The organism is Bradyrhizobium sp. WD16, assembly GCF_024181725.1.
GTDB lineage: Bacteria > Pseudomonadota > Alphaproteobacteria > Rhizobiales > Xanthobacteraceae > Bradyrhizobium_A.
Genome location: NZ_CP028908.1, coordinates 1,914,981 through 1,929,010 on the forward strand (window position 1 = coordinate 1,914,981; position 14,030 = coordinate 1,929,010).

The 14,030-nt window shown below is 64.5% G+C and carries 13 protein-coding genes; 5 read left to right on the top strand and 8 right to left on the bottom strand.

What is annotated here, in order from left to right; all coding sequences use genetic code 11:
- Positions 1–254 precede the first annotated feature (254 nt).
- From DB459_RS08865 to DB459_RS08880, 4 genes are read right to left on the bottom strand one after another with little or no spacing between them, the layout of a single operon-like run.
- Positions 255–1,253 carry an aldo/keto reductase gene (locus DB459_RS08865; RefSeq protein ID WP_253712500.1) on the bottom strand — a complete coding sequence of 333 codons (999 nt, stop codon included), beginning with the start codon at positions 1,251–1,253 and terminating at the stop codon, positions 255–257.
- A 42-nt stretch (positions 1,254–1,295) separates the two neighbouring features.
- Complete coding sequence (locus DB459_RS08870; protein ID WP_253712501.1) at positions 1,296–1,892, bottom strand: Smr/MutS family protein; 597 nt, start codon at positions 1,890–1,892, stop codon at positions 1,296–1,298.
- Positions 1,889–3,550, bottom strand: a complete 1,662-nt coding sequence (locus DB459_RS08875) for a murein transglycosylase A (protein WP_253713485.1) — start codon at positions 3,548–3,550, stop codon at positions 1,889–1,891. The genes DB459_RS08870 and DB459_RS08875 overlap by 4 nt, the downstream gene beginning before the upstream one ends.
- A gap of 31 nt (positions 3,551–3,581) precedes the next feature.
- Positions 3,582–4,283, bottom strand: a complete 702-nt coding sequence (locus DB459_RS08880; RefSeq protein WP_253712502.1) for a Tim44/TimA family putative adaptor protein — start codon at positions 4,281–4,283, stop codon at positions 3,582–3,584.
- A 718-nt stretch (positions 4,284–5,001) separates the two neighbouring features.
- Here DB459_RS08880 and secB point away from each other — a divergent pair.
- On the top strand, positions 5,002–5,487 hold the full coding sequence (gene secB / locus DB459_RS08885; protein ID WP_253712503.1) for a protein-export chaperone SecB: 486 nt from the start codon (positions 5,002–5,004) through the stop codon (positions 5,485–5,487).
- Positions 5,488–5,699: 212 nt separating this feature from the next.
- Here secB and dnaQ read toward each other — a convergent pair whose 3' ends face one another.
- The 4 genes from dnaQ to DB459_RS08905 all read right to left on the bottom strand — a co-directional run bounded on the left by dnaQ (position 5,700) and on the right by DB459_RS08905 (position 8,520).
- Positions 5,700–6,392 (bottom strand): DNA polymerase III subunit epsilon, encoded by a 693-nt coding sequence (gene dnaQ, locus DB459_RS08890; RefSeq protein WP_253712504.1) that lies wholly within the window; start codon positions 6,390–6,392, stop codon positions 5,700–5,702.
- 68 nt (positions 6,393–6,460) lie between these two features.
- The gene (gene coaE, locus DB459_RS08895) at positions 6,461–7,060 is read right to left on the bottom strand and encodes a dephospho-CoA kinase (protein WP_253712505.1); all 600 of its coding nucleotides are present in this window, start codon (positions 7,058–7,060) and stop codon (positions 6,461–6,463) included.
- A 10-nt stretch (positions 7,061–7,070) separates the two neighbouring features.
- Entirely contained in the window at positions 7,071–7,679 is a 609-nt protein-coding gene (locus DB459_RS08900) for a Maf family protein (protein WP_253712506.1), read from the bottom strand.
- 4 nt (positions 7,680–7,683) lie between these two features.
- Positions 7,684–8,520 carry a pyruvate, water dikinase regulatory protein gene (locus tag DB459_RS08905; RefSeq protein ID WP_253712507.1) on the bottom strand — a complete coding sequence of 279 codons (837 nt, stop codon included), beginning with the start codon at positions 8,518–8,520 and terminating at the stop codon, positions 7,684–7,686.
- A 368-nt stretch (positions 8,521–8,888) separates the two neighbouring features.
- Here DB459_RS08905 and hemE point away from each other — a divergent pair, with 368 nt between their 5' ends.
- The 4 genes from hemE (at position 8,889) to ltrA (ending at position 13,777) form a co-directional block, all read left to right on the top strand.
- Positions 8,889–9,923, top strand: a complete 1,035-nt coding sequence (hemE, locus tag DB459_RS08910; protein ID WP_253712508.1) for a uroporphyrinogen decarboxylase — start codon at positions 8,889–8,891, stop codon at positions 9,921–9,923.
- A 52-nt stretch (positions 9,924–9,975) separates the two neighbouring features.
- Positions 9,976–10,398: a protoporphyrinogen oxidase HemJ gene (gene hemJ, locus DB459_RS08915; RefSeq protein WP_253712509.1), complete on the top strand. Its 423-nt coding sequence runs from the start codon at positions 9,976–9,978 to the stop codon at positions 10,396–10,398.
- A gap of 284 nt (positions 10,399–10,682) precedes the next feature.
- A complete protein-coding gene (rho, locus tag DB459_RS08920) occupies positions 10,683–11,948 on the top strand; it encodes a transcription termination factor Rho (RefSeq protein ID WP_253712510.1) in 1,266 nt (421 codons plus the stop codon).
- Positions 11,949–12,397: 449 nt separating this feature from the next.
- A complete protein-coding gene (gene ltrA / locus DB459_RS08925; RefSeq protein ID WP_253711515.1) occupies positions 12,398–13,777 on the top strand; it encodes a group II intron reverse transcriptase/maturase in 1,380 nt (459 codons plus the stop codon).
- Positions 13,778–14,030: the final 253 nt, after the last annotated feature.

Genomic DNA, 14,030 nt, shown 5'->3' on the forward strand with positions numbered 1-14,030 from the left:
GCTTTCGCGGGCGACGACAGCAGAATGCGCGTTGGCCCCTGCGCTTACCTCCCCTTCACCGTCGTCGCCCGACTTGATCGGGCGACCCAGTACGCCGCGGCGGTGCCGTTGAAACTCCGCGCCCAACATCACCCGGCGCACAGGATCGTCCGCCTATGCGAAGGCGTAGTCATTGCGGAATTAATTCTTCGTCATGTCCGCGCTGGCGATGGCAGCTGCCACTTGCGCACCCGCGCCCTCGGCAGCGCTCACCTTCACAGATACACGCTTCCCATCTGCCCGGCGGGATAGCGCGACCCGGCGGCCGCGCCCGGCGGCACCGCCGCTGTGATCTCCGCCACCTCGTCGGCGCTCAGCTTCACGGAAAGCGCGCCGAGATTCTCGACGAAGCGCTCGCGATGCCTGGTGCCGGGGATCGGCACGATGTCGTCGCCCTGCGCCAATAGCCAGGCCAGCACCAGCTGGCTCGGCGTGCAGCGCTTGCGGTCGGCGATCGCCTTGACCCGCGCGGCGAGGGCGAGGTTGTGGGCGAGGTTGTCGCCGGAGAAGCGCGGGTGGCTCCGCCGCCGGTCGCTCTCGGCGAGTTCGGTCGGCACCGCGCCGGTCAGCACGCCGCGGCCGAGCGGCGAATAGGCGACGAAGCTGATGCCGAGCTCGCGGGTGGTCTTGAGCGTCTCCTCGGCTTCGCTGCGGTAGAGCAAGGAGTATTCGGTCTGCACCGCGGCGATCGGATGCACCTTGTGGGCGCGGCGGACGGTGTCGGGGCGCGCCTCGCTCAAGCCCAGTGCGCGCACCTTGCCCTGTTCGACGAGCCGCGCCATGGCGCCGACGGTCTCCTCGATCGGCACCCTGGGATCGACCCGGTGCTGATAGTAGAGGTCGATCACATCGGTGTTGAGGCGCTTCAGGCTGGCGTCGCAGGCCGCCATCACATATTCGGGCCGGCCGTCGACCGTGTTGGCGCCGGCCGTGCCCTGGACCTGGCCGAATTTTGTGGCGAGCACGATACGCTGCCGCCGGCTCGCGATGGCGCGGCCGAGCAGGGTCTCGTTGTGACCCCAGCCATACATGTCGGCGCTGTCGAGCAGCGTCACCCCGCGATCGATCGCGTCCTGGATCAGGGCGGTGGCCGCCGCGTCGTCGCTGGCGCCGTAGACGCCGGAGAACGACATGCAGCCGAGCCCCAGCGCCGAAACCGCAATTCCGCTGGCGCCGAGCATGCGTGTGGGCAGCGGGGTCGATGGTGAAGTCATGTCCTTGCGTCCTTCATTGCAAACCGTCGCCTCGAACACGGTTCAGCGCCGGCCGCGTCGCCGGATCCGCACATAGAGCGCTCCGGCGCCGCCGTGGCCAATATGAGCCTCCTCGAACCCGACCACGCAAGCGCGGAATTCCGGCAGGCCCAGCCATTCCGGAACCTGACGGCGAAGCACGCCGCGTTCCGCGCCGGATGCCGCGCCGCCTTTGCCGGTGATGACGAGGACGAAGCTCAGGCCCTCGTCGCTGGCGCGTTCGACGAAACTCAGGAGCGCGCGATGGGCGCGCGTCTGGGTCATGCCGTGGAGGTCGAGCCTGGCCTCGATGTCCTTCCTGCCGCGCGCCAATTGGCTGCGCTCGCGCCGGCCGAGGCTTGCCAGCGGCGGCGGTTGCGACGGGATCGGCCTCGGCGCCGGTTTCGGCGATGCAGGTTGCAGCCCAATGCTTGGCGCCGCCGGCGGCGGCGCGGCATTCTGCTGGACGTGATCTTCGACCGGTGCATGGCGCTTGCGGGCACGCTTGAGCGGCCGCGTCGTACGAGCGACGTCTTCCCACAAGGCGCGCTCTTCGGCGCTGAGCACCCGCCGGCGCCGCAGTGGCGCGGCATCGGCGATCGGTTGAGGCTTGCGGGTCATTGTCGGGGACGCCTGTCGGGGGAAGGGCGGCGCTGTGGCCGGATCGGCCCGATGAAATCCGGTGATGACGGATCCAGCTTCAGCGCGTCCGGGCGCGGCGCCGGCAGCGGCACCTCGGCGACCAGCGTCGCGGCGGAATTCGTCGCCGCGGGTGGATTTGCCCCCGGCGAACCCGACACTGCGGCCTTCGGCCTCGCCACGTCGGATTTGCCGGCAACAGCCCTGGTCACATCAGTCTTGGTAACTTCAGTCTTGGTAACGTCAGTCCCGGCGACCGCAGGCTTGCCGACGTCAGACTTGGTGACATCGGATTTGGTGACATCAGATTTGGTGAGATCGGGCCCGGCGCTGTCAGTCTTGCCGACATCAAATCTGGCGATCGCGGCCGCCGGGCGCGGTTCGGGCAGCCACACGGTATGTTCGCCGGCCCGCGGGTCCATGCTTTTTGGCACCAGCATGGTGAAGTCCGCCCCGTTCTTCAGCCGACCGGCAACCCGGCCTGCTTCCTGGCCTGCGCCGAAATAGATGTCGGCGCGCGCCGGCCCGACAATGGCCGAACCCGTGTCCTGGGCCACCATCAGGCGATGAAAGGCGCTCGGCGACTGCTCGGACTCGAGCGGCAACGCGCCGCTGATGAAGAATGGCGTGCCATAGACATGCAGCGCCTTGTCGACGGCGATGGAGCGCCCGGCCATCAAATGAACGCCTTGGGCGCCGACCGCCTCGGCATCCGCCGCGAGATCGACCTTGCGGAAGAAGACGTAGGAGCGGTTCTGCCGCCGCAGGTCCTTGGCGCCGTCGGGATTTTCCTCCATCCACTGGCGGATGCGCTGCATCGACATCTGCTCGCGGGGAATGATGTTGCGGTCGATCAGCACGCGCCCCACCGGCGTATAGGGATAGCCGTTGTGGGCGTCGTAGTTGAGGCGCGTCACCGAGCCATCCGGCATCCGCACCCGGGCAGACCCCTGGATCTGGATGAACAAAAGGTCGGTCTGATCCTTCAGCCAGCACAGTTCGAGGCCCCGTCCGGCGATGGCGCCATCCTCGATCTCGCCGCGGTCGTAATAGGGCACGAGCTTGCGCCGGCCGATCTTGCGGAACACCTGGCCCTTGTTGGGCAGGTTGGTGGAGCTCTGCGAATAGCCGCGGACGAAGAGGTTCGACGGCCGGCGGTAGATCGGCACCGTGTAGACATCGGTGCGGGTCGGCGAGCCCTCGACCTCCGGCTCGTAATAGCCGGTGACGAACCCCTGGACATCGCCGAGCTTGCTGATCCGCAGCGGCACGAAATGAGCCTCGAAGAATGCGCGCGCGGCTTCGGTGGTGGCGGGATGATGGCGACGCGCCTCCCGGCAGGGCTCGACCAGCGAGCGGCCGAGGGTCTTGGTCTCCGCCGACGCGGGATTGGCGATGATCGCGGCGCAACTGTTGCGAAACGCATTGAAGGCGGCGAGCTGATCGTCGTCCCGCCATCCGGCGACGTCGCCCCAGGCGACGGGCACGTATTGGGCATTGGGAAATTCGAACGGCAGCACTGGCGGCGCCCTGACCACGTGGCGCAGGTGACGATGGGAATAGCCGCCGGACCGACGGGCCTCGACGTCATCGCTCGCGAGCGTCAGCACCAGCGCGGCGCATGCGGCCCCCGCCACCATGCGCAGCCCGACGCGCGGAGGACGGCGCCGATCAGTGGCCGCTGTCGGTGCCAACCAGCTTCCAATTGGGGTCGCGCGAGGAGGTGTCACGGGCGAAGGTCCAGACATCGGTGACGTCGGTGACCTTGTCGGGACTGCCGTCGACCACGGCGCCGGTCTTGTCCCGTGTCACGGTCACCATCTGAGAAACGAAGCGGACGGTCACGTGTGCAATATGGTCGCGCAGCTCGGCGCCGGTCAGTTCGGCCTTGTCGATGCCGATGAAACGCGTCTCGAGCTTTTGCTCGTTGTTCTCGCGCTCGCGGATCGCCGTATCGAAACCGTCATAGACCTCCTTGGACAGGAGATCCTTGAGCGAGCGGCGATCGCCCTGGGCGAACGCAAGCACGATCATCTCGTAGGCGCTGCGGCCGCCGGCGAGGAAATGCTGGGGATCGAAGGACGGGTCGGCAGCGACGACGGCATCGAGGCCGAGGGCGAGCGGCGTGCCGGGCTCGGCCACGCCCCTCCAGCGGTCGGCCGGGGCGGGCGCCTCGGGAGCTGCTGCCGGCGCATGTTCGATCACCTTGCCGGGCAGCGGCACCACATTGCTGTTGGCACCTCCGTTGGCGATGTCCCGGGCGGCACGATCGAGCGGCGGCCGCTCGCTGCCGGTGCGCTGGCCCAGCACATTTCGCAGGCGCAGGAAGATGAACACGGCCAAAGCCAGGAAGATGATGGTGTAAATATCCACGTCACATTCGCTTTCTGATCGACTCCCGGGTCATCTCCGGTGCTGACCACCAAATCTTCGCTTCGGGCCGCCCCTCGTGTCCCGACGGGGCGGTCCGAATCAGCCCACGGCACAGCCGTGCGCTTCTGATGTAAGCACGGAAGCGGGCGAGCCAATGGCGCCTTTCGACGCGTATCCGGCCACCGGGCCTTAGGATCAAGAAGTTTTTCTAACCTCTCGTGTCCCGTCTCCGAATGACCGCGCCATTTGCCTCATGCTCGCACGGTCATTCGGCGACTTAGGGATACTAGCAAAATCAAAGTGCCAGAGCGGTGGATCTGACGCTCGTTTCAGTATTACCTGGACCAAGATTGTTCTGGCGGCGATCGCCAGACGCCCGAAAGCCGTCCTCGTTTCATCATCATATAACAAAACCATTGCAAAATCATATAGATGCATCATGGTCGGAGATCCGGCCCGCCGGCCGTGAACCTCGCTTCAGCTCGGTTGCCGGATCGCCTTGGCGAGACAGGGCCGCGGTCCTGTCCTTGTCGACAGCAGCGCCATTATGATAGCCAACCGGCCGCGACCAGGGCCATCGCCCGTGGGTGCCGCCGGGCGGGAAGGGTTTGTTGATCGTCCGGGCCGGCCTCATCCTTCGATCATCGTTAACAACTGCGCATCGTCTTCACGCGAGCCGGTCGCCACATCGCCTGAAACTGCGTCAGGAGAGATTTCCATGTCCAACGGCAACGGCGCACCGCCCGAAAACGCCCCTCCGCCGCAGCTCAACGTCCTTGCGCAGTACATCAAGGACTTCTCTTTCGAGAATCCGAATGCACCGGGCTCGCTCGCCCCGCAGCAGAATCAGCCCGCGATCAGCATCCAGATCAATGTCGGCGCCCAGAACATCGGCGAGCACGATTTCGAAGTGACGCTGTCGATCGAGGGCAAGGCCGAGAACGCCGACACCCTGCTGTTCGGTTTCGAGCTTGCTTATGCCGGCGTCTTCCGGGTCCAGAATGTACCCCAGGAAAACCTGCACCCGCTGATCATGATCGAATGTCCGCGGCTGCTGTTCCCGTTCGCCCGCGAGATCATCGCCACCGCGGTGCGCAACGGCGGCTTCCCGCCGCTGATGCTGGACCCGGTCGATTTCGTCGGCCTCTACCGCCAGAACCTCGAACGGCAGGCCGACCAGATGCGGCGCGGCACGGCGTCCTGAGCCACAGCGCGACAACAAGAGACGTCATTCAACATTCAAAGGCCCGGCGCGTGACGCGCGCCGGGCCTTTTTCTTTTTACTTCGGCTGGCTCTTCTTTGGCCGGACTTCGGACCGGTGTCCCGGCCGATCGACCTGGGGCAATTTCCGGCGAGGCGGGCACCGGTTCGCGCGAATAAACCGCGTCACGACGAACCCAGCGATCGGCGCCGGCTCAAGCGCCGAGATATTCCTTCCACAGCGCCTTGTCGCCCATTTTAGCGATGAAGGCGCGATGGGCTTCGCGATCGGCCTCGGTGACGCGCGGTGCCAGCGGCTCCGGACGTTGCCGCCGCGGACCATCGGCTTCGACCCGAATCTCGGACTGGCGGGTGTCGGCGAGAATGAGCTGCGACTGCCGGGCACCAATCAGGTCGATATAGACTTCGGCCAGCAATTCGGCGTCGAGCAGGGCGCCGTGCAGGGTGCGGTGCGAATTGTTGATCGAGTAACGCGAGCAGAGATCGTCGAGCCGATTGGACACGCCCGGATGCTTGCGGCGTGCCAGCAGCAGCGTATCGACCAGCCGCTCGCGCGGGATCGCCACGCGCTTGAGCCGCTCGAGCTCCATGTTGATGAAGCTGATGTCGAAGGAGGCATTGTGGATGACGAGCGGCGCCTCGCCGATGAAGGCAAGGAATTCATCCACGACCTCGGCGAACAGCGGCTTCTGGGCCAGAAACTCGGTCGACAGCCCGTGTACCGCAAAGGCCTCGGCGGGCATGTCCCGCTCGGGATTGATGTAGCGGTGGAAGGTCTGGCCGGTGGGCATGCGGTTGATGATCTCGATGCAACCAATTTCGACCAGCCGATCGCCGCGGAGCGGGTCGAGGCCGGTGGTTTCGGTATCGAGAACGATTTCACGCATGGTTTGCAGACCGAGCTGATCTCAAGGACAAAATCCCGGGCGCCAAGGCGGCGGGGCGGGCCATCGAATCACGGCCGGCGCCGCGGCATCTTAGCCATGGCGTAAAGAATGTCCTTGATCTGCGCCCGTACCGGGTCAAGACCGTGGGAGGTATCCACGATGAAATCGGCCCGCCGGCGCTTTTCGGCGTCGGGTATCTGCCGCCCCAGGATGGCGTCGAGCTTCTCCGCCGACATGTTCGGCCGGGCCAGGATCCGCTCGCGCTGCACCTGCGGCGACGTCGTGACCACTGCCACGGCATCCACCCGGTTCTCGCCAGCGGTTTCGAACAGCAGCGGAATATCGAGCACCGCGACCGGCGCGCCCGACCGCTCGGCCGCGTCGAGAAAGGCCTGCTGGTGGGCGCGCAGCATCGGATGCACGATTCCCTCCAGCCGCTTCATCGCCGAGCTGTCGTGAAGGACGTAGGCCGAAAGTTTCTGGCGATCGACCTTGCCATCCACGGTGGTGCCGGGAAAGGCGGCCTCGATCGCCGGCGCGGCCTCCCCTTCATAGAGAACATGCACCGTGGCATCGGCATCATAGACGGGCACGCCCGCTTCGGCGAACAGCCTGGCTGTGGTCGACTTGCCCATCCCGATCGAACCGGTCAACCCGAGCAGCAGCATTCCCGATCCTCTAAAAGGCCAGAAGCCCTGCGCCGCGCAAATACGCAAACAATGGCAGCAGGGGCAGGCCGAGAACCGTGAAGTGATCGCCCTCGACCCGATCGAACAGATGCACGCCGAGGCCTTCGAGCTGATAGGCGCCGACACTGGTGCAGACGACGTCGCCGGCAGTATCGAGATAAGCGGCAATCGCGGCTTCGCTCAGCGGCCGCATGGCGAGACGCGCCACGGCTACGTGGGAAAAACGCACTTCGTCATTGATGACCACCGCCACCGCCGAATGCAATTCGTGCACGGCACCGGCCAGTGCGGCGAGCTGCTCGGCTGCCTGGTCGCGATTCTTCGGCTTGCTGAACCGACGGGATCCGAGCGCCAGGGTCTGGTCGGCGCCGATCACGATCCGGCCGGGATGGCGAGCAGCGACCGCAAGGGCCTTTTCCTTTGCCAGCAGGGACGCGACCTCCCCCGGTGCGGATACAGCCGCGCCGTTTTCCACCGCACGCTCGTCGATATCGGCCGGAATCACCTCGAACGGAATGCCGGCATGATGCAGCAGGGTCTGGCGAGAACGGCTGCTCGAGGCGAGGATCGGTGGCCTTTCACCATACCACAAGGTCATCGTTTCAGCCCCGTTGCCGCTGGCGGTCGGCCAGCAGCTTGAGGATCGCCGCGGCGGTTTCCTCGATCGATCGGCGCGTGACGTCGAGCAGCGCCCAATTGTGCCTGGCACTGAGGCGACGGGAAAACAGCACTTCCTCGGCGACAGCCTGACGATCGGTATAGACGGCATCGTCGGTGTGGGCGCCAAGGCCCAGGAGACGGTTCTGGCGGATCTGGATCAGGCGCTCCGGCGAGGCGTGGAGACTGACGACCAGCGGCTTGTTCAGGTTTTCGAGCTGGTAGGGAATCGGGATACCCGGGACCAGCGGTACATTGGCGGTGCGCACACCGCGATTGGCGAGATAGATCGAGGTCGGCGTCTTCGAGGTGCGGGAGACGCCGACCAGTACCACATCGGCCTCTTCCAGGCCTTCAACGTGCTGCCCGTCGTCATGCATCATGGTGTAATTGAGGGCGTCGATCCGCTTGAAATATTCCGCATTGAGCGTGTGCTGGGCGCCGACCCGATGGGCCGTGGCGGTGCCGAGATAGGCTTGGAACAGCTGAAGCACCGGCCCGATGATCGACAAGCTCGGAATATTCATGTCCTTGCACTTGGTCTCGAGCCGCGACACCAGGTCTTCCTCGAGCAGCGTGAACAGCACGATGCCGGGGGATTCCTCGATCTCCGCCAACACGCGATCGAGTTGCTTCTGGCTCCGCACCAGCGGATAGACGTGCTCGACGGGGGTGACATGGGAGTATTGTGCAGCCACCGCGCGCGCCACCGTGATCAGCGTCTCGCCGGTGGAATCGGACACCATATGAAGGTGAAAATAACTGCCGGTCGCGGGCGGCATCAGGCCGGATATCCTGTGGATCGCTGTGGAGTTTCGGCGGGGGATTCGGTCAAGCGCGGCTGGCCTCGGGAAAAGGGCGGTTTTGCTTCACAGGGCTCAATATGGGAGAAGGCCCGCGAACAGGGCCGATGATAGTGGGGTCATGTGGATTTGTCTCTTGATAATCAGGCCCCAGGACGGAGCCAAGCCCCTCAAGTCATGAGACTTTCTTTCCACCGCGCAACGGGGGCGGATGCCGGGCATAAAGTCTGGCGATGTGGACGGGGGATGGAGAAGGAGTCGACGCCGTTGCGTGAGTCCAATCCACCGTCACATAACTACTAACTAGAATCTTAAAGAATGGTTTAAGAGAAGACTGGTCAGGTGCGATGACGGTGAAGAACTCGATCCTGGATGTGCTCGACGGCAAGCCGGCCGAGGTACCTCCCGTCTGGATGATGCGTCAGGCCGGTCGCTATCTGCCGGAATACCGCGAGCTGCGTGCGAAGGCCGGATCGTTTCTCGAGCTGTGCTTCACGCCGGAGATGGCAACGGAAGTGACGTTGCAGCCGGTGCGGCGGTTCGGCTTCGATGCTGCCATCCTGTTTTCCGACATTCTCGTCATTCCCCATGCCCTCGGTCAGACCGTGCGTTTCGAGGCAGGCGAGGGACCGCGGCTCGAACCTCTCGGCGATGCGGCAGCCATCGATCGGCTGCCGGAGGCAGTCGATGACGATGTGCTGTCGCCGGTGTACGAGACCGTGCGGCGGGCGAAGGCAGCGCTCGATCCGAAAGTCGCGCTGCTCGGTTTCTGCGGAGCCCCCTGGACGGTGGCAACCTACATGGTCGCTGGCCACGGCACGCCCGACCAGGCGCCGGCGCGTCTGTTGGCCTATCGTGAGCCCGAGGTGTTTCAGCGCTTGATCGACCGTCTCGTCACCTGCTCGATCACCTATCTCCACAACCAGATCCGGGCCGGCGCCGATGCGGTGCAGCTGTTCGACACCTGGGCGGGCGTGCTGCCGCCGGAGGAGTTCCGGCGCTGGTGCCTCGAGCCGGCGGCGCGTATCGCCGAGGGCCTGCGCCGTCTGGTTCCCGGTGCCCGCATCATCGGATTTCCTCGCGGTGCCGGTGCCGGTCTGGCCGATTACGTGGCGCAGGTGCCGGTCAATGCAGTGAGTGTCGACTGGGCGGTGGACAGAACCGTCATTCGCGAGCGGATCCAGCCGAAGGTGGCCATCCAGGGCAATCTCGATCCTCTCGCCCTGCTTGCTGGTGGTGATGCGCTCGATCGCAGCGTCGATGCGGTCCTCGAGGCATTTTCGGCTGGCCGTTTCATCTTCAATCTCGGCCACGGCATTCTGCCGGAAACCCCGCTGGCGCATGTCGAGCGGATGCTGGCGCGGGTGCGGGCGCTGGGCTAATAGAACCCGTGCTTCATCCCGCCGTCCGCTAAATCCATCCAAGAAAATCCCGATGTACGAATGGCTGAAGGCCCTGCACGTCATTGCCGTCATCGCCTGGATGGCGGGAATGCTGTATCTGCCGCGGCTGTTCGTCTATCACTGCGAGGCGCCGGTCGGCTCCAAGCAGTCGGAAACCTTCAAGGTGATGGAGCAGCGGCTGCTCAAGGTGATCATCAATCCGGCGATGATCGTGACCTGGGTGGTCGGGCTGTACCTCGCCTGGGCGGGGCGCTGGTATGGAGCCGGCTGGTTCCATGTGAAATTCGTGCTGGTCGTGCTGATGTCGGCCGTGCACGGCTACTACGCCTCGCGGGTCCGCGATTTCGCCCTCGACCGGAATACCAGATCTCAAAAATTATACCGCGTTATCAATGAGATACCTACTTTTCTAATGATTGGAATCGTGATCATGGTGATCGTGAAGCCGTTCTGAGGCAATCCCCGCTCTTTGCGGGGGCAGCTGCTGCCGCGCAAAGCGCCTTGCGGAACTAAAATCGGTTTTCTATATTTTGGCTATCCCACCCAAACGCAGGCGGATGTGGTCGTGATCCGGTCGGTCCATAAACCGGCCGCCGCATCAGGTTCCAGGCCCTCGACGGTCCCCATCTTCAAACCTGGCTGCCAAGACCTGCGGATTTTCCGTTTCGTGTTCTGATCCGCACGTCGTCACACCCCCCAATCGCCAGCCTCCCCTTGCTCTCCACAGGACCAATCCCAATGCGGGAAATGAAACTACAGGACCTCAAGTCCAAGACTCCAGGCGAACTCGTGTCCTTTGCGGAAGAGCTCGGAGTCGAGAATGCCAGCACCATGCGCAAGCAGGAGCTGATGTTCGCCATTCTCAAGCAGCTCGCCATCCAGGAAATCGATATCATCGGCGAAGGCGTCGTCGAGGTGCTGCCCGACGGCTTCGGCTTCCTGCGCTCGCCCGACGCCAATTACCTGCCGGGCCCGGACGATATCTATGTCTCGCCGTCGCAGATCCGCCGCTTCGGCCTGCGCACCGGCGATACCATCGAGGGCCATATTCGTTCGCCGAAGGAAGGCGAGCGCTATTTCGCCCTGCTCAAGGTCAATACCCTGAACTTCGAGGATCCGGAGAGGGCGCGGCACAAGGTCAATTTCGACAACCTGACGCCGTTGTTCCCGGACGAGCGCTTCCGTCTCGAACTCGAGGATCCGACCCGCAAGGATCTCTCCGCCCGGGTCATCGACATCGTCGCGCCGATCGGCAAGGGCCAGCGCGCACTGATCGTGGCGCCGCCGCGCACGGGTAAGACCGTGCTGATGCAGAACATCGCTCATTCGATCACGGCCAATCATCCGGAATGCTACCTGATCGTGCTGCTGATCGACGAGCGTCCGGAAGAAGTCACCGACATGCAGCGCTCGGTGAAAGGCGAGGTGGTGTCCTCGACCTTCGACGAGCCGGCGGTGCGTCACGTTCAGGTCGCCGAAATGGTGATCGAAAAGGCCAAGCGTCTCGTCGAGCATGGCCGCGACGTCGTCATCCTGCTGGATTCGATCACCCGTCTCGGCCGCGCCTACAACACCGTGGTGCCGTCCTCGGGCAAGGTGCTGACCGGCGGTGTCGATGCCAACGCGTTGCAGCGACCCAAGCGCTTCTTCGGTGCCGCGCGCAACATCGAGGAAGGCGGCTCGCTGACGATCATCGCCACGGCGCTGGTCGATACCGGAAGCCGCATGGACGAAGTGATCTTCGAAGAGTTCAAGGGCACCGGCAACTCCGAGCTGATCCTCGACCGCAAGGTGTCCGACAAGCGCACCTTCCCGGCGATCGACATCACGCGCTCCGGCACTCGCAAGGAAGAACTGCTCACCGATCCGCAGCAGCTCAAGAAGATGTATGTGCTGCGGCGCATCCTCAATCCGATGGGCACGATGGACGCCATCGACTTCCTGCTCGACAAGCTGCGCAACACCAAGAACAACGCCGAGTTCTTCGAGTCGATGAACACCTGATCGCGCCTCGTCGCGGTCTCGGATGACAAGCCGGTGTGCAGCGATGCACGCCGGCTTTTTGCTGGTGCGCCCAGCATGGGCGCCCTCTTATGGGTGCAAGTCCCATCGTGAGTTGATCACAACGAGCGAAGCGAAGCGCAACCGCATGAGGGCGACCGAGTGTGGGGAGGAAGCGTGGAGCGAAGCTGCGGGCCGATGAATAAGAAGCGGATAGAAGGCGTTGCCGACCAGGGCGAGCGGGCCAGTAATCGCGAAGCTCTCGTGATCAAGGGGAAGCGGCGTAGATCCGGCGGTCGTGCAGTGAAGGAGTGCGTTCTTACCTGGGGAGGTCTCGCCTCATGCCCGAAAGGGCGACGGTGTCGAGCCGGAGCGAGAAGTCAGCCGAGGTCGTAGTAGCCGGTGGGAAGGCTGCGAAGCCGTCCCGCAGGCGAAGGGCCGAACGAGAGGGAGTGTTCGAGGCCATGTCGATGTGGCGAGCATTGCATCAGATGCCTGCGCAAGCAGGGCGGTCCGGGGTAGGACGCGGTGAAGCCGCGTGTGGCTCGGGCAGCGATGAAGCTCGTCGCCCGCGGCATGAACCGAAGGGCACAGGGTCGGCGCTGCTTTTGGCGGCTCTGGCGAGAGAGAACCTGCAACGGGCGTGGAAGCGGGTGCGGGCCAACAAAGGCGTAGCCGGTGTGGACGGTCTGGACATTGACCAGACCGCCGCGCAGCTGCGTACGGCGTGGCCGGCGATCCGCGAGCAACTGTTGTCGGGGGCGTACCGGCCCAGTCCGGTGCGACGGGTGGCGATCCCCAAGCCCGAGGGCGGCGAGCGTGAGCTCGGCATCCCGACGGTGACGGATCGTCTGATCCAGCAGGCGCTGCTGCAAGTGCTGCAGCCCATTCTTGATCCGACCTTCAGCGAGCACAGCTACGGCTTCCGGCCGGGCCGAAGCGCGCATGACGCCGTCCTTGCGGCGCAGTCATACGTGCAATCGGGCCGCCGGATCGTGGTGGACGTCGACCTGGAAAAGTTCTTTGACCGGGTCGATCACGACATCCTCATCGACCGCCTTCAGAAACGGATCGGGGACACCGGGGTCATCCGGCTGATCCGGGCGTATCTGAACAGCGGGATCATGGGCGATGGCGTGGTCCGGAAGCGAACGATGGGGACGCCGCAAGGCGGGCCGCTATCGCCGCTGCTGGCCAACGTTCTGCTCGATGAAGTGGACAAGGCGCTGGAACGTCGGGGCCATTGCTTCGTGCGCTACGCCGACGATGCGAACGTCTACGTTCGCAGCCGCCGGGCGGGTGACCGGGTGATGGCGCTGCTTCGGCGGCTCTACGGCAAGCTGCACTTGACGGTCAACGAGACCAAAAGCACAGTGGCCAGCGTGTTTGGTCGCAAGTTCCTGGGCTACAGCCTTTGGGTAGCCCCGGGCGGCGTGATCAAACGCAAGGTCGCCGACAAGCCGCTGAGGACGTTCAAGCAGCGCATCCGGCAACTGACCTGCCGCAGTGGCGGGCGCAGCATGCAGGATGTGGTGGATCGTCTGCGGCCCTATGTCCTGGGTTGGAAGGCGTACTTCCGGCTGGCGCAAACCCCACGGGTCTGGCGAGAGCTGGACCAGTGGCTGCGTCACCGGCTGCGCGCCATCCAGCTCAAGCAGTGGAAGCGCGGTACGACCATGCACAGGGAACTGCTGGCGCTGGGAGCCAAGCCTGACGTTGCACGGCAGGTGGCGGCCAACAGCCGTCGCTGGTGGCGCAACAGCGGCATGCTCCTCAACGCCGTGCTAACCCTGAACTGGTCGGACCGGTTGGGACTGCCCCGTCTCTCATGACCTCAACTTCTCGAACCGCCCGGTGCGGACCCGCATGCCGGGTGGTGTGGCAGGGGAGCGACCCAAAAGGTCGCCCCCTATGCCGATGAAGATAGCGTTCGCCGTGATCTCCATAGACGTCTTTCGATGACGTGTGTGGTGCCGACTGCGTCGCAGCATATTCTGCTGTCGCCCTCCACGAAAGTGGAGGGCCCAGTACGGCGTGACGTCGCGATGGGCGCGCGGCAGCTGACGCAGTGCCCTTCATCGGCCT